The organism is Xylanimonas allomyrinae (assembly GCF_004135345.1).
GTDB classification, from domain to species: domain Bacteria; phylum Actinomycetota; class Actinomycetes; order Actinomycetales; family Cellulomonadaceae; genus Xylanimonas; species Xylanimonas allomyrinae.
Window position 1 is genome coordinate 366,118 of record NZ_CP035495.1, and the last position, 15,374, is coordinate 381,491.

11 protein-coding genes and 1 pseudogene are annotated in these 15,374 nt (G+C 74.0%); 8 read left to right on the forward strand and 4 right to left on the reverse strand.

The window, feature by feature from the left end; genetic code table 11:
* Positions 1 to 44 precede the first annotated feature (44 nt).
* From ET495_RS01610 to ET495_RS01630, 5 genes are all read left to right on the forward strand, one after another.
* On the forward strand, positions 45 to 536 hold the full coding sequence (locus ET495_RS01610; protein WP_129202083.1) for a single-stranded DNA-binding protein: 492 nt from the start codon (positions 45 to 47) through the stop codon (positions 534 to 536).
* 108 nt (positions 537 to 644) lie between these two features.
* Positions 645 to 2,327, forward strand: a complete 1,683-nt coding sequence (ettA, locus tag ET495_RS01615) for an energy-dependent translational throttle protein EttA (protein WP_129202085.1) — start codon at positions 645 to 647, stop codon at positions 2,325 to 2,327.
* A gap of 175 nt (positions 2,328 to 2,502) precedes the next feature.
* The gene (locus tag ET495_RS01620; RefSeq protein WP_129202087.1) at positions 2,503 to 4,500 is read left to right on the forward strand and encodes a dynamin family protein; all 1,998 of its coding nucleotides are present in this window, start codon (positions 2,503 to 2,505) and stop codon (positions 4,498 to 4,500) included.
* A gap of 40 nt (positions 4,501 to 4,540) precedes the next feature.
* Positions 4,541 to 6,256, forward strand: a complete 1,716-nt coding sequence (locus tag ET495_RS01625; protein ID WP_129202089.1) for a GTPase — start codon at positions 4,541 to 4,543, stop codon at positions 6,254 to 6,256.
* A 50-nt stretch (positions 6,257 to 6,306) separates the two neighbouring features.
* On the forward strand, positions 6,307 to 6,804 hold the full coding sequence (locus ET495_RS01630) for an acyl-CoA thioesterase (protein WP_170220560.1): 498 nt from the start codon (positions 6,307 to 6,309) through the stop codon (positions 6,802 to 6,804).
* A gap of 85 nt (positions 6,805 to 6,889) precedes the next feature.
* Here the strand turns inward: ET495_RS01630 and ET495_RS01635 are convergent, their stop codons facing one another.
* Entirely contained in the window at positions 6,890 to 7,804 is a 915-nt protein-coding gene (locus ET495_RS01635) for an acyl-CoA thioesterase (RefSeq protein ID WP_129202091.1), read from the reverse strand.
* Positions 7,805 to 7,809: 5 nt separating this feature from the next.
* The gene (locus tag ET495_RS01640; protein WP_129202093.1) at positions 7,810 to 8,190 is read right to left on the reverse strand and encodes a globin; all 381 of its coding nucleotides are present in this window, start codon (positions 8,188 to 8,190) and stop codon (positions 7,810 to 7,812) included.
* Between the two features lie 108 nt (positions 8,191 to 8,298).
* On the opposite strand from ET495_RS01640, the gene ET495_RS01645 reads away from it, so the two are divergent.
* On the forward strand, positions 8,299 to 8,532 hold the full coding sequence (locus tag ET495_RS01645; protein ID WP_129202095.1) for a PTS sugar transporter subunit IIB: 234 nt from the start codon (positions 8,299 to 8,301) through the stop codon (positions 8,530 to 8,532).
* A 45-nt stretch (positions 8,533 to 8,577) separates the two neighbouring features.
* On the opposite strand, the gene ET495_RS01650 is transcribed toward ET495_RS01645, so the two are convergent.
* Positions 8,578 to 9,615 carry a mechanosensitive ion channel family protein gene (locus ET495_RS01650; protein WP_245993239.1) on the reverse strand — a complete coding sequence of 346 codons (1,038 nt, stop codon included), beginning with the start codon at positions 9,613 to 9,615 and terminating at the stop codon, positions 8,578 to 8,580.
* Positions 9,616 to 9,752: 137 nt separating this feature from the next.
* Between ET495_RS01650 and malQ the strand changes: the two genes are divergently transcribed.
* Both malQ and ET495_RS01660 read left to right on the forward strand, forming a co-directional pair.
* Entirely contained in the window at positions 9,753 to 11,912 is a 2,160-nt protein-coding gene (gene malQ / locus ET495_RS01655) for a 4-alpha-glucanotransferase (protein ID WP_129202097.1), read from the forward strand.
* A 183-nt stretch (positions 11,913 to 12,095) separates the two neighbouring features.
* Positions 12,096 to 12,299, forward strand: coding sequence for a GNAT family N-acetyltransferase (locus ET495_RS01660; RefSeq protein ID WP_129202099.1), 204 nt, complete (start codon positions 12,096 to 12,098; stop codon positions 12,297 to 12,299).
* Between the two features lie 69 nt (positions 12,300 to 12,368).
* Here ET495_RS01660 and pepN read toward each other — a convergent pair.
* A pseudogene (gene pepN / locus ET495_RS01665) lies at positions 12,369 to 14,953 on the reverse strand (aminopeptidase N).
* Positions 14,954 to 15,374 lie beyond the last annotated feature (421 nt).

Sequence of the window (15,374 nt, forward strand, 5' to 3'; positions counted from 1 at the left end):
TGCCGGTGGCCGGCACGGTGCCGGCCCGACGGGCAGGAGGACTGATGAGCGACGTCAACGTGACGGTGGTCGGCCACGTGGGCCAGGACCCAACGCTGTACACGGCTGAGAGCGGCACCCGCTGGACGTCGATCCGCGTGGCCAGCACGCGACGCGTGCGCGACCCGCGCACGGGCGAGTGGGGTGACGGGCCGACGATGTGGTTCACCGCTCGAGCGTTCGGTGATCGCGCGCTCAACCTCGTCGAGTCGGTGCGTCGCGGCACGCCTGTGGTGGTCGCGGGGCGGCTCGCGTTCGAGGAGTACGAGGTGCGCAAGGAGGAGCGCGGACCGGACGGCGAGCTGCGTGAGGTCGCCCAGGTCCGGCATGCGCTGGTCGTGGAGAACGCGTCGATCGCGGTCGACGTCGCGCGGGGCGTGGCGCGCTACACCAGGACCGTTCACACCGAGACGCTGCCGTCCGGCGCGCCTGCGGGGGCGCCGGACGATGACGACGATGCGGCCGACGTCGGCGCGCGGGAGACCGTCGGGGTGTGAGGGCCGTAGGCTGGGGGGTCGTCGGCCGGCCCGGCGACCTCCCTGCACCCCCGGTGGTCTGGCCTGCCACGACCACGGACCCGCGATCGAAACGGTGGAAACGAGCCAGTGGCTGAGTTCATCTACACCATGTACAAGGCGCGCAAGGCGCACGGCGACAAGGTCATCCTCGACGACGTGTCGCTCAACTTCCTGCCGGGCGCGAAGATCGGTGTCGTCGGCCCGAACGGTGCCGGCAAGTCGACCATCCTCAAGATCATGGCCGGCCTCGACACGCCGTCGAACGGCGAGGCGCGCCTGAGCCCCGGGTACACGGTCGGCATCCTCCAGCAGGAGCCGCCGCTCAACGAGAGCAAGACCGTCCTGGGCAACATCGAGGAGGCGGTGGCCGGGATCAAGGCCAAGGTCGACCGCTTCAACGAGATCAGCGGCCTCATGGCCGAGCCCGACGCGGACTTCGACGCGCTGCTCGCCGAGATGGGCGAGCTCCAGGAGGCCATCGACCACGCCGACGCGTGGGAGCTGGACAGCCAGCTCGAGCAGGCGATGGACGCGCTGCGCTGCCCGCCGCCCGAGGCCGAGGTGTCCGTGCTGTCCGGCGGTGAGCGCCGCCGCGTGGCGCTGTGCAAGCTGCTGCTGGAGAAGCCCGACCTGCTCCTGCTCGACGAGCCGACCAACCACCTGGACGCCGAGTCGGTGCTGTGGCTCGAGCAGCACCTGGCCACGTACCCGGGCGCCGTCCTGGCCGTCACCCACGACCGCTACTTCCTCGACCACGTCGCGGAGTGGATCTGCGAGGTCGACCGCGGCCGGCTGTACCCGTACGAGGGCAACTACTCGACGTACCTGGAGAAGAAGGGCGAACGCCTTCAGGTCCAGGGCAAGAAGGACGCCAAGCTCGCCAAGCGCCTCAAGGAGGAGCTGGAGTGGGTGCGCTCCAACGCCAAGGGCCGCCAGGCCAAGTCGAAGGCGCGCCTGGCCCGCTACGAGGAGATGGCGTCGGAGGCCGAGCGGACCAGGAAGCTCGACTTCGAGGAGATCCAGATTCCCGCCGGCCCGCGCCTGGGCTCCACGGTGCTGGAGGCGACGAACCTCAAGAAGGGCTTCGGCGAGCGCGTCCTCATCGACGGGCTGAGCTTCACGCTGCCGCGCAACGGCATCGTCGGCGTCATCGGCCCGAACGGCGTGGGCAAGTCGACGCTGTTCAAGACGATCGTGGGCCTGGAGCCGCTCGACTCGGGCGACCTCAAGATCGGCGAGACCGTCTCGATCTCCTACGTCGACCAGTCGCGTGGCGGACTCGACCCGAAGAAGACGCTGTTCGAGGTCGTCTCCGACGGGCTCGACTTCATGAAGGTCGGCAACGTCGAGATCCCCTCGCGCGCCTACGTCGCGTCGTTCGGGTTCAAGGGCCCCGACCAGCAGAAGCCGGCCGGCGTGCTCTCGGGTGGCGAGCGCAACCGCCTCAACCTGGCGCTCACGCTCAAGCAGGGCGGCAACCTGCTGCTGCTCGACGAGCCGACCAACGACCTCGACGTCGAGACGCTCGGCTCGCTCGAGAACGCGCTGCTGGAGTTCCCCGGCTGCGCCGTCGTCGTGTCCCACGACCGCTGGTTCCTCGACCGCGTGGCCACGCACATCCTCGCCTACGAGGGCACCGAGGAGAACCCGTCGGCGTGGTACTGGTTCGAGGGCAACTTCGCCGCGTACGAGGAGAACAAGGTCGCGCGACTGGGTGCCGAGGCCGCGCGCCCGCATCGCGTCACCTACCGCAAGCTGACGCGCGACTGACGCCACGCGGCGACCGCGCGCGTCGTGGCACGGCGCACCGCTGTCGCGTCGCGTCCCTCGCCCCTTCGGCTCCGGCCCTGCCCGCACGCGCGAGCAGGGCCGGAGCCGTCGTGGTCTCCGGGCGCACCGGGCGCGCTGACCGGCATCAGGGCTGCTCGCGGGTAAGGATGGGGGCATGAGCGAGCCCGACGCCCCATCCGCAGCCGAGGCGCTCACGACGCACCGCGAAGCGGCGGCGCTCGTCGAAGCGCTCGACGCGCTGCGGGCCCGGCTGGGCGCGCTGCGCCTGCCGCTCGCCACGCCCGGGGCCGCCGTCGCGCGCGACGACCTCGCGGCGGCGCTCGGCCAGCTCGACGACTACCTGCTGCCCCGCCTGCGCGCCGAACGAGCGCCGCTGCTCGTCGTCGTCGGCGGGTCCACGGGCGCGGGCAAGTCGACGCTCGTCAACTCGATCCTCGGCGAGCACGTCACCGCGCCCGGCGTGCTGCGCCCCACCACGCGCGCCCCCGTCCTGGTGCACCACCCCCTCGACGCGCGCTGGTTCACCACCGACCGGGTGCTGCCCGGCCTGGCCCGCGTGACCTCGGCAGCGGACGCCGCCGGTACCGAGGGCCAGCGCACCGCACCGACGCGCACGCTGCGCCTCGTCGCCTCCGACGCCATGCCGCAGGGACTCGCGCTGCTCGACGCACCCGACGTGGACTCCGTCGAGGCCGCCAACCGCGAGCTCGCGGCCGAGCTGCTCGGCGCCGCCGACCTGTGGCTGTTCGTGACCACCGCGGCACGCTACGCCGACGCCGTGCCGTGGGCGCTCCTGCAGTCCGCCGCCCAGCGGCGCGCACAGGTCGCGCTCGTGCTCGACCGCGTCGACGCGGGCGCCGAGGTCGTCGCCGACGACCTGCGCCGCCTGACCCGCGAGAACGGCCTTGGCGAGGCACCGATCTTCGTCGTCCCCGAAGCCGCCGCCGCGGGGGAGCGCGCACTGGCCGACGGGCTGCTGCCCGAGGCAGCCGTCGCCGAGGTGTCCACGTGGCTGTCCGGGCTGGGCGGCGACCCCGAGGCGCGCCGCCGCGTCATCACCGCGACGCGCGACGGCGTCGTCGACGACCTGGTGCGCCGTGCCGTCCTCCTCGCCGACGCCGCCGACGTCCAGGAGGCGGCCGACGCGCGGCTGCGCGACGCCGCCGAGCGCCACCACGCCGACGCCGTGCGGGCCGTCGAGGCCGCGACCTCCGACGGCGCGATCCTGCGCGGCGAGGTGCTCGCCCGCTGGCAGGACTTCGTGGGGACCGGCGAGTTCTTCCGCGCGATCGAGAAGGGCGTCGGGCGGGCGCGGGACGCCGTCGTCGGGTTCTTCCGCGGGCGCCCGGCCCAGGCGCCCCAGGTCGAGCAGGCCATCGCCAGCGGGCTCGAGTCGGTCATGCTCGACGCCGCCGAGGCCGCCGCCGAACGCACCTACGAGTCGTGGCGCGGCGACGCCGCCGGGGCGGGCCTGCTCGACGGGCTCGAGCTCAGCCGCACCTCCGCGGGCCTGCGCGGCGAGATCGGCGAGCAGGTGCGGGCGTGGCAGGGTGACGTGCTGGAGCTGGTCCGCGAGCAGGGTGCCTCCAAGCGCGGCACCGCCCGCGCGCTGTCGCTGGGCGTCAACGCGCTCGGCGTGAGCCTCATGGTCATCGTGTTCGCCTCCACGGCCGGGCTGACCGGCGCCGAGATCGGCATCGCGGGCGGCACCGCGGTGCTCGCCCAAAAGCTGCTGGAGGCCGTGTTCGGCGACGACGCCGTGCGCCGCCTCGCCGCACAGGCCACGCAACGGCTGCGCGCCCGCGTGCAGGCCGTCATGGCCGGGCAGGCCGCGCGCTACACCGCCCAGCTCGACGCCCTCGGCACCGCCGACGCCGGCGGGGGACCGCTGCGCGACGCCGCCCGCCGCGTCGAGGGCGCCGCGCGCAACGAACGAGCCACGCGCGAGACCGGCGACGCCGACAGCACGCGCCCGTGGACGGGCCGGCTGCTGCGCGGCGCCGGCACGGTGCGCCCACCCGAACGGCCCGACTCGTACCCGACGCCGTCCCAGTCCGCGAGCGACGCCGACGCGGGCGGCGGCCCGGACGCGCACCCGGAGAAACCCCGGCGGTGGGCGCGCCTGTTCGGCCGGCGCGGTGGCGACCGATGACCCCGGCCGTCGCCCGCCTCGCGCACGGAAGGACACCGCGATGACCCGCATCGACCTCGCCGGGCGCACCGCCGCGCTCGAGACCGCCATCCGCGAAGCCGCCGGACGACTCGACGGCACGCTCGTCGACGACGCCCGCCGCGTCGTCGAACGGGCGCGCGAACGCGGCGGCCTGTCGGCCGAGCACACCGTCGTGGCGCTCGCAGGGGCCACCGGGTCGGGCAAGTCGAGCGTCCTCAACGCCGTCGCCGGCGCCGACGTCGCCACACCGGGCGTGCGCCGCCCGACGACGTCGCACGCGCTGGCCGCCGTGTGGGGGCCCGCGGCCGACCCGCTGCTCGACTGGCTCGACGTCCCCACCCGCCACGAGATGCCTGCCGGGCCCGTCCCCGACGACGACGAGCCGCCGCGCCCCGCGCCGGCCCGGGTCGCGGGCCTGTTCCGCCGCCACCGCACGCCCGCGGGCATCACCTCGGGCCTCGTGCTGCTCGACCTGCCCGACCACGACTCCGTCGTCGTCGAGCACCGGGTCCGTGCCGAGCGGCTCGTCGAGCGGGCCGACCTCATCGTGTGGGTCGTGGACCCGCAGAAGTACGCCGACGCCGCGCTGCACGAGCGCTACCTGCGCCCGCTCGCGGGACGCGCCGACGTCGTCGTGGTGGTGCTCAACCAGATCGACCGGCTCCGGCCGGCCGACGCCGACGCCATGCGGGCCGACCTGGAACGGCTCGTCACGGCCGACGGGCTCGGCGGTGCGCGCGTGCTGGCCGTGTCCGCACGGACCGGCGAGGGCATCGACACGCTGCGGGGGCTGCTCGCCGAGGCCGCGCAACGCCGCGAGGCCACGACCACGCGGCTCGTGCTCGACGAGCGTGCCGTCGCCGAGCGCATCGTCGCGGTGAGCGGCCACCCGCCCACCGAGCGCGCGGGGGAGAAGGCCAAGGCGGCGCTCGTCGTCGCGCTCGAGGACGCCGCGGGCGTGCCGACCGTGACCGAGGCCGTGCGACGCTCCGCCACCCAGGACGCGCGTGCCGCGACCGGCTGGCCGTTGACCCGCTGGCTGGGGCGGCTGCGGCCCGACCCGCTGCGCCGTCTGGGCCTGCGGCCCGACGCGCTGCGCATCCCCACGGACCGGCCCGACCTGGCCCGCACGTCGCTGCCCTCGGCCCGGCCGGGGGTGCGCGCCGCCGCGGCCACCGCGGTGCGCGCGTACGTCGACCAGATGACGGTGGGCGCGCCCGACCCGTGGGTGCTCAGCGCCCGCCGGCGAGCGCACGAAGGCCTCGACCGGTTGCCCGACGCGCTCGACCAGGCCGTCGCGGGGACGACGCTCGAGGCCGGGCGGCGCCCGGCCTGGTGGCGGGTCGTGGGGGTGCTGCAATGGCTGGTGCTCGCCGCGGCCGCGGCCGGCCTGCTGTGGCTGGGCGCCGCGTTCGTGCTCGCCTACTTCCAGCTCCCGCCGCTCCCGACGCCGGTGCTCACCGTGGGCGGCGCGGCCTGGGGTGCCGAGGGGGACGGCGTCGATGTGCCGTGGGGGACGGCGCTGGTGGTGTGCGGCCTCGTGGTGGGCCTGGTGCTGGCCGGGGTCTCGCGGGCCTGCGCGAGCATCGGGGCACGCCGGCGTGCCGCCCGCGCCCGCAGGAGGCTGCGCGACGCGGTGGCTCGCGTCGCCGACGAGCTCGTGCGGGTGCCCGTGGCCGACGAGATGGTCGCGCTCGCACGCACCCGCACGGCGGCGTCGATCGCGGCGTCCTGACGTGCGAGCCGGCCCGTGCCGCCGGGGCCGGGCGGGGTTAGCCTGCGCGAGTGACCCGACTTCACGTGCCAGTCCACACCCGCTGGTCCGACCTGGACGCCTACCAGCACGTCAACAACGTCGAGATGTTCCGTCTTCTTGAGGAGGCGCGTATCACGGCGTTCTGGCGGCACTCCCCGGACGAGGTCGGGGTCGACTGGCCCACCGCCAACCTGGAGACGGGGCCCAGCTCCCCGAGCCACACGTTCGTCGCCGGGCAGCAGATCGAGTACCTGCGCCCGCTCGGCTTCACCCGCCAGCCGGTGCGCGTCGAGCTGTGGATCGGGTCGATCGGCGGCGCCTCGCTCCAGGTCTGCTACGAGGTCCACGACGGCGCCCCCGGCGGGTTCCCGCGTACCGGGCCGGCGTCGGGGGCCGAGCCGTACGTGCGCGCCACGACGACGATCGTCGTGGTCGACGCCGCGAGCGGGCGGCCGCGCCGCATCACGGACGCCGAGCGCCAGGCGTGGTCGCCGTTCCTGGAGGATCCGGTCACCTTCCGGCGCTGACGGCCGCCCCCGGCCAACCGGGAAGGGACCCGCGCGGCACGGGCCGGAGAGCGTCGGCGTCAGGCGTGCAGCCGCACCGGCCCTCTCAGGCGTGCAGCCGCACCATGCCCTCCTGCGCGATCGACGCGACCAGCGTGCCCTCGCGCGAGTACACGCGGGCGAAGCCCAGCGCGCGGCCACCCTGCGCCGTCGGAGCCTCCTGCACGTACAGCAACCAGTCGTCGGCGCGTGCGTCGCGGTGCCACCACATGGCGTGGTCCAGGCTCGCGACCGCCATGCTCGGCCCGGCGTCGCGCCACGACCTGCCCGCGCCGCGCAGCGCAGGCTCGAGCATCACCTGGTCGCACGCGTACGCGAGCAGGGCGCGGTGCAGCAGCCGGTCGTCGGAGTCGATCCGCCGGCGCGAGCGCATCCACACCATCTGCCGGTCCGACGGCGTCGGGTCCGGTTCGAGGTAGAGCGCACGGCCGACGTGCACGAGCTCGAACGCCGAGTCGGACCACCAGCGCGCCGCCGGGTGGTCGGTCGGCGGGAACTCGAACGTCTCGGCCACCGCCTCGGGCGGCGGGGCGTCGGCCGGGGCCGCCCGCTGGTAGTCGTAGCCCGGCTGATCCTCTTGGAACGACGTCGTCAGGGTCAGGATCGGCTTGCCGTGCTGGATGGCGTGGGTGCGTCGCGCACTGAACGAACGCCCGTCGCGCAGCCGCTCGACCGCGAAGTCGATCGGCACGTCCAGGGCCCCCTCACGCAGGAAGTACCCGTGCATGGAGTGCGGGGCGCGATCGGGGGCCACGGTGCGTCCGCACGCGATGATCGCCTGCGCCAGCACCTGCCCGCCGTAGACGCGGTTGGTCAGCCCGGGCACGGAGTCGCCGCGCCACAGGTCCTCCTCGCCGCGCGGGCCCCACCCCTCGACCTGGTGCAGGTCGAGCACGGTCAGCAGGCGGTCGAGGGCGTCGGCTCCGGCGTCGCCGTTCGCGGCGGGTGTCTGCTCGGTCAACGGTCTCACTCCTCGAAGGTGTTGATCAGGGAGAAGGCCGCACGCTCCAGGTAGTCCCAGAGCTGCGCCTCGTGCAGGGGCGACAGGCCGAGCGAGTCGACGGCGGCGCGCATGTGCGCCAGCCATCGGTCGCGCGCGTCGGGATTGACCTTGTACGGCGCGTGACGCATCCGCAGGCGCGGATGACCGCGCTGCTGCGAGTACGTCGTCGGGCCGCCCCAGTACTGCTCGAGGAACAGGGTCAGCCGCTCCTTCGCGGGCCCCAGTTCCTGCGGGTACATCGGGCGCAGGACGTCGTCGGTGGCGACGCCGTCGTAGAAGCGGTCGACGAGCCGCACGAACGTCTCGTGCCCGCCGACGGCGTCATAGAACGTGGCAGGTCTCACCGGGTCATCGTGCCAGACGCGTGCATGCGGGCCAGCACTGACCGAGGATGGTGCCCAGGAGGTCTACGCTGGGCAGGACCTGCAAGGGCGCACGGGACGGAGAGAACAATGACGAAGGCGGATCAGATCCTCGCGGCGCTGGGTGGTACCTCCAACATCCAGGAACTCGAGCCGTGCATCACTCGGTTGCGCGTTCAGGTGAGCGACCCCGCACTGGTCGACGAGCCACGCCTCAAGCAGTCCGGCGCCTTCGGCGTCGTCCGCTCCGGACGGGTGATCCAGGTGATCGTCGGCCCCGAGGCGGACGACCTCGCCGCACAGATGGACCTCCTGCGCTCCTGAACGCCCCGCGAGCGCCCGCGGCCGCACGGCCGCGGGCGCTCGCGTTCACTCCTCGGAGGGGGTGGACTCGATGACCCCGGCGCGCAACAGCTCGAGCTGCGCCTGCACGAGCAGCGCCCGCGCGACGTCTCCGTCGGTGCCGGGGCGCACGCGCCCGTGGAGGGTGAACGAGTAGGAGCCGTCGGTGAGCGCGTCGACGCCGCGCACGCTCGGCACCTCGATGAGCGCGGCGGACATCGCCGGGTCGGCGCTGACCACGTCGACGGCGCGTCCCAGCGCGGCCCGCACCGTGTCGACGTCGGCGCCGACGGGTACGGACACCTTCGCCACGGCGCGCGCCCACTGCTGCGTGTGGTTGCCGGCGCGCAGGATCTCCCCGTTGCGCACGTGCCACAGCGTGCCGTCGAAGCTGCGCACGTGCGTCAGCCGCAGGTCCACCCGCTCGACCACACCGGCGGCCCCGCCGCCCAGGTCGACCTCGTCACCCACGCCGAACTGGTCCTCGATGAGGATGAAGATGCCCGAGAGGAAGTCGCGCACCAGGCTCTGCGCGCCGAAGCCGACCGCGACGCCGACGACGCCGGCCGACGCGAGCAGCCCCTGGACGACCGCTCCCTGCCCCAGCGCACCGAGGATGAACAGCACCATCGCGGCGCCGATCACGACGTTGGCGGCCGAGCTGAGCACCGACCCGACGGTGCGCGCGCGCTGGGCGCGGCGCTGCTTGACCTCCGGGCTCACCAGCCCGAGCGTGTCCTCGACGAGGACGGCCCCCGACCGCCGCCGGGTCTTCGCCGTGCCGCCTGCGGGCTCCGTCTCGCCGGAGCCGGCCTCGGCGACGTCGGCGTAGGCGCGGTGGTAGCCCTGGGCGATGCGCTCGGCGACGTGGCCGACGGTGCGGCGCACCACGATCAGCACCACGGTGCCGACGAGGAGGATGAGCAGCACGCGCAGCGGCCAGTCCGTGAACCAGGCCCAGAACGCTGCCGCCTTGTCGACGGTCATCTCGATGGCGTCGGTCGGTGAGGGGGACGGGGTGCCGGCGGTGAGGAGGTGGGCCGACGGCAGGGAGATGGCGGTCACGGCGCCCACCGTAACCGTGCGGTGTGGAGGGCCGGTGGCGGGCGTGCGGCGGCGCGGCGACGCTCGCGCGGGCATCGAGCGTCGCCCAGGCCGGACCCACGCGGCTGGCGGGGGAGCCAGATGGCAAGATCGTGACTGTGAGCCACGAGACGACGCCCGACGTGATTCCCGCCGAGCTGATCGAGCTCGCCCATGCGCACGGGGTGCGCACCGAGTTCTACGGGTTCGACGGCGCCGTCCAACAGGTGCGCGCCTCGACGCTCGTGGCCGTGCTCGAGGCCCTGGGCGTGCCCGCGACGTCGTCCCGCCAGGTGCAGCTCAGCCTCGCGCTCACGCGCGACGACGAGTGGCGCCAGGTCCTGCCGCCCACCGTCGTCGTGCGGCAGGGCGTCGACACGACGGTCCCGGTCCACGTCACCGACGGCGCGGGTGTCGACGTCTGGGCCGAGATCGACGGCGCCGAGGCCGGCGCGTCGTCCCGGGGACGCCGCGAGCGCCGCGACTTCACACAGGTGGAGCACTACGTCGAGCCGCGCACCATCGACGGGCGCCGCATCGGGCGCGCGACCTTCGCCGTCCCCGCCGACCTGCCGCTCGGCTGGCACACCCTGCACGCGAGCGCCGAGGGCAGCGAGGTCAGGACGACGCTCGTCGTCACGCCGCACCGGCTGACGCTGCCGCCCGCCGTCGAGCAGGCGCAGGTGTGGGGTCTGCTCGTGCAGCTGTACTCCGTGCGTTCGCGCACGTCGTGGGGCCTGGGCGACCTTGCCGACCTCGCCGACGTCGCGTGGCTTGCCGCGCACCGCGGGGGGGCCGACTTCGTGGCGGTCAACCCGCTGGCCGCTGCCGAGCCGACACCGCCCATGACGCCGTCGCCGTACCTGCCGACCTCCCGGCGGTTCCTCAACCCCATCTACGTGCGTGTCGAGGACATCCCCGAGACGGCGTACCTGTCGGCCGCCGACCGCTCGCTCGTCGAATGGTCGGCCGACCCGGTGCGCGACCTGGCCACGGACCCGGGCCCGATCGACCGCGACGTCGTGTGGGAGGCCAAGAAGGCCGCACTGGAGGTCGTGTTCACGGCCCCGCGCCGCGCCGCGCGGCAGGCCGCGTTCGAGGCGTTCGTCGAGGACCAGGGGCCGGGCCTGCGCGACTTCGCGGCATGGTGCGCGATCAGCGAGCACCTCGGCGGGCGTGAGTGGCCCCGCGAGCTGTCGAAGCCGGACGCGCCCGCGGTGACGGCGCTGCGCGAGCAGCTTGCCGAGCGCATCGAGTTCTACACGTGGCTGCAGTGGGTCGCCGACGAGCAGAAGGCCTCCGCGCAGCGCATCGCGCGCGACGCCGGGATGAAGATCGGGATCATGCACGACCTGGCCGTCGGCGTCCACCCTGAGGGAGCCGACGCCTGGGCCAACGGCGCGTACCTGGCCCGGGGCGTCGAGGTGGGCGCTCCGCCGGACATGTACAACCAGCAGGGTCAGAACTGGTCGCAGCCGCCGTGGAACCCGCGCGCGCTCGAGCGGGCCGGCTACCGGCCCTACCGGGACATGCTGCGCACCGTGCTGCGCTCGGCGGGCGCGCTGCGCGCCGACCACATCCTCGGGCTGTTCCGCCTGTGGTGGATCCCGGGCGGGTCCAAGGCGTCCGCGGGCACGTACGTCGCCTACGACCACGAGGCGATGGTCGGCATCCTGTGCCTGGAGGCGCAGCGTGCAGGGGCCGTCGTCGTCGGCGAGGACCTCGGGGTGTTCGAGCCGTGGGTGCGCGACTACCTCGCCGACCGCGGGATCCTCGGCACGTCCGTCATGTGGTTCGAGCAGGAGAACGGCGGACCGCTGCCCCCCGAGAAGTACCGGCACCTGACCATGGCCTCGGTCGGGACGCACGACATGCCGCCGACGGCGGGCTACCTCGCGGGCGAGCACGTCGACCTGCGTGAGCGCCTGGGGCTGCTCACCGAGCCGGTCGAGGTGGTGCGCCGCCGCGCCCGTGAGGAGCGCGAGGTGTTCGTGCGCGCGCTCGCCGAGCGTGGGCTGGTGGGCGAGGGTGCCTCGGAGCGCGAGATCGTCGAGGCCATGCACCGCTACCTGCGGCAGACGCCGTCGGCCCTGCTGGGCGTGCAGCTCGTCGACATGGTCGGGGAGCGCCGCGCGCAGAACCAGCCCGGAACGGACCAGGAGTACCCGAACTGGAAGGTGCCGCTGGGCGACTCCAACGGCAACCCGATCCTGCTGGAGGACCTGTTCGAGTCCCAGCGCCTGCGGAGCCTGATCGCGGCCCTCAACGCCACCGGCTGAGCCCCGTCCGGCGCGCACCCAAGGTGCGCGCCGGCACCCGGTGGCGCGGTGTGCGGCCGGTGAGGGATGGTCGGGGGATGACGAGCATCCGCGTCGAGGCCTCGTCCGCCCTGCCCGCCCTACCCGGGCACGACGGGCTACGTCGAGTGCGTCGCCACGGCCGCCGCGGCGCGCGGGCGGGGCGTGGCCACGACGCTGATGCGGCACCTGGAGACGCTGCCGTTCGACGAGCTGGTGCTCGAGGTCACCGATGTCAACGCCGCCGCCCGGCGCCTGTACGAGCGGCTCGGGTACGTCGAGCTCCGCCGCCGGCGCTCGCGGACCCCGTGGCTGACCGGCTACCGCGAGGCGATCTCCCTGCGGCACCGGACACCCGAGGCGCCGTAGCGCCGACGGGCTCGGCCACCGGTGCGCCAGGCACCCGGTGGCCGAGCCCGTCGATGCGGCCCGGTTGCGTCAGCGCGCGGCGTCGACCGCCTGGGCCGTCAGCGCGCGCTCGGTGTCCGCGAGCGACTCGATGACCATGCGGCGCAGCGACGGGGCCGCGTCCGGGTGGGCGTCGAGCCAGCCGCGGACGGCGTCGCGCAGGGCGGGCGTCGCCAGCGGGATCGGGTAGAGGCCCTCGATGAGCTCCTCCGACATCTGGTACGACCGCGACTGCCAGATCGGCAGCAGCGCGTCCACGTACCGGCCGACGAGCGGCTCGAGCACGGCGGGGTCGGTCACGCGGCGGAAGCCGGTCGCGGTCGCCCGGATGATGGCGTTGGGCACGTCCTCGACGTCGACGATCGAGGCGAAGGCCGCCTCCTTGTCGGCCGTCGCCGGCTTCGACGCGCGGACGCGGGCGGCGGCCTGGCGGCCGTTCGCCGTGTCGTCCGCGGCCAGCGCGGCGTCGATCTCGGTGTCGCCCGCCGCGCCGAGCGCGACCAGGCCCTGCAGGAGGTCCCAGCGCAGGTCGGTGTCGACCTCGCGTCCCTCCAGGGTCACCTCGCCCGACAGGAGCCCGGCCAGCGGCGCCACGTGCTGCGGTCCGGACGCGAGGGCCGCGAACGCGCGCACGAGCTGGAGCTGCAGGTCGGAGCCCGGGGCCGCGGCCGTGGCCAGGTCCCACACCGCGTCGGCGGCCCGCGTGGTCTGCGCGGGACGCGTGGCCGGGTCCGCGTAGGCCCCCGCGGCCGTGCCGAGCTGCGCGAGCACCATCGTGACGGTCGTCGACTCGGTCTCGGCCGCCACGTTGTTGAGCACCAGGTCCACGAACGAGCGGGCCGGCGCCTCGCCGTCGCGCACCGCGTCCCACGCCGAGCCCCAGATGACGCCGCGGGTCAGCGAGTCGCTGATCCGGGCGAGGTTCGCGACGGCGAACGCGAGCGAGTCGGCGTCCAGGCGCACCTTGGCGAACGCCAGGTCTTCGTCGTTGAGGAGGATGAGGCCGGGGCGCTGCGTGCCCACGAGCTGCGGGACGGCCGTGACCGGGCCGTCGACGTCGATGATGACCTGGTGGGTGCGCTCGACCGCGCCCGACGCGGTGAGCGAGTAGTAGCCGATGCCCAGGCGGTGCGGGCGCAGCGTCGGGTGATCGGCGGGGCGCTCTGGTGGATCTCGAACGACTCGATCGTGCCGTCCTCGGCCACGACGAGGGCCGGCGTGAGCGTGTTGGTGCCGGCCGTCTCGAGCCAGGCCGCGCTCCACGCCTCGAGGTCGCGGCCGCTCGTGGCCTCGAGCTCGACGAGCAGGTCACGCAGCTCGGTGTTGCCGAACGCGTGCTTGCGGAAGTACGCCGCCAGGCCCTTCATGAACTGCTCGCGGCCCACCCACGCGTAGAGCTGCTTGAGCACCGAGGCGCCCTTGGCGTAGGTGATGCCGTCGAAGTTCGTGAACACGTCCTCCAGGTCGCGGATCTCGGCGACGATCGGGTGCGTGGAGGGCAGCGCGTCCTGGCGGTACGCCCACGTCTTCTCGCTCGCGGCGAACGTGGTCCAGCCCTCGGTCCACTCGGTCGCCTCGGCCGTGGCGAGCGTGGACGCGAACTCCGCGAAGGACTCGTTGAGCCACAGGTCGTTCCACCACTTCATGGTGACCAGGTCGCCGAACCACATGTGCGCCAGCTCGTGCAGGATCGTCACGACGCGGCGCTCCTTGCGCCCGTCCGGCACCGACCCGCGGAACACGTACGCCTCGGTGAACGTGACGCAGCCCGGGTTCTCCATCGCGCCCATGTTGTACTCGGGAACGAAGAGCTGGTCGTACTTGTCGAACGGGTACGGGTACTCGAACAGCTCCTCGTAGAACGCGAACCCCTTGCGCGTGATCTCCATGACGTAGTCGGCGTCCATGTACTGCGACAGCGACGCGCGGCAGAACACCCCGAGCGGGATCTCGCGCCCGTCGGTGCTGGTCAGGGAACCGCGCACGACGGCGTAGGGGCCCGCCACGAGCGCGACCAGGTAGGTGGAGATGCGCGGGGTGGGCGCGAACGTCCACGTCGCCGTCGGCTCCTCGCTGCCCGGGACGACGACGGCGGTGCCGCCTGCCGCGACGGGCTCCGGCGTCGGCTGGTTGCTGACGACGTGCCAGCGCGCCGGGGCGGTGACCGTGACCTGGAACGTCGCCTTGAGGTCGGGCTGCTCGAAGGTCGCGAACACGCGGCGCGCGTCGGGCACCTCGAACTGCGTGTACAGGTACACCTCGCGGTCGACGGGGTCGACGAAGCGGTGCAGGCCCTCCCCGGTGTTGGTGTAGCCGCAGTCGGCGACGACGACGACCTCGTTGTGCGCGGCCAGCCCGTCGAGCGCGATGCGCGAGTCCGAGAACACCGTGGCCGGGTCGAGCGCGCGCCCGTTCAGCGTGACCGAGCGAACCGCCGGCGCGACCAGGTCGAGGAACGTGCTCGCACCCTCGGCGGCGGTGAAGCGGATCGTCGTCGTCGACGCGAACGTCTCAGGGCCGGTGGTCAGGTCGAGGGCGATCGCATACGACTCGACGGCGGTCACGACGCCGGCGCGCTCGATCGCCTCGGCGCGGGTCAGGTTCTGTCCGGGCACGGGTTCTCCCTTGGTCTTGCGTCGCGGGCGGGAGCCCGCGAACGGCACGGTGACGGGTCCCGACGGCGCGACCCGAGCCGATCCTCTCACCGCGAACCGGGCGTGCACAGGGAGCGGGCCGAACGATACGCCTGGTGAGGCGGGCAGCGAACGAGCGATTTCGACTCGTCCAGGGGAACGTGACATCCTGCCGAGAGCGCCGGCGCGACGACGCCGGGCCATGATCCTTGCGACACCGGTCTCCGCCCGGAGGGAGTGACGAATGTCCAGCCCGAGCACGCCGGGTCCCGTACCGCCTCCGCCGCCACCCGAACCGCCGATCGTCCCGGTCGAGGGTGAGGACGCTGCGGCCGGAACGCCCCCGCCGTCTTCCGCCACGACGACATCCCGACGGCGCCGTTCGAGGCGGTGCCGGGGAGCA

Excerpts from the sequence above, each read along its gene's own strand:
- ET495_RS01610 (WP_129202083.1), top strand. The coding sequence starts at position 45 with ATGAGCGACGTCAACGTGACGGTGGTCGGCCACGTGGGCCAGGACCCA.
- ET495_RS01620 (WP_129202087.1), top strand. The coding sequence starts at position 2,503 with ATGAGCGAGCCCGACGCCCCATCCGCAGCCGAGGCGCTCACGACGCAC.
- ET495_RS01625 (WP_129202089.1), top strand. The coding sequence starts at position 4,541 with ATGACCCGCATCGACCTCGCCGGGCGCACCGCCGCGCTCGAGACCGCC.
- ET495_RS01645 (WP_129202095.1), top strand. The coding sequence starts at position 8,299 with ATGACGAAGGCGGATCAGATCCTCGCGGCGCTGGGTGGTACCTCCAAC.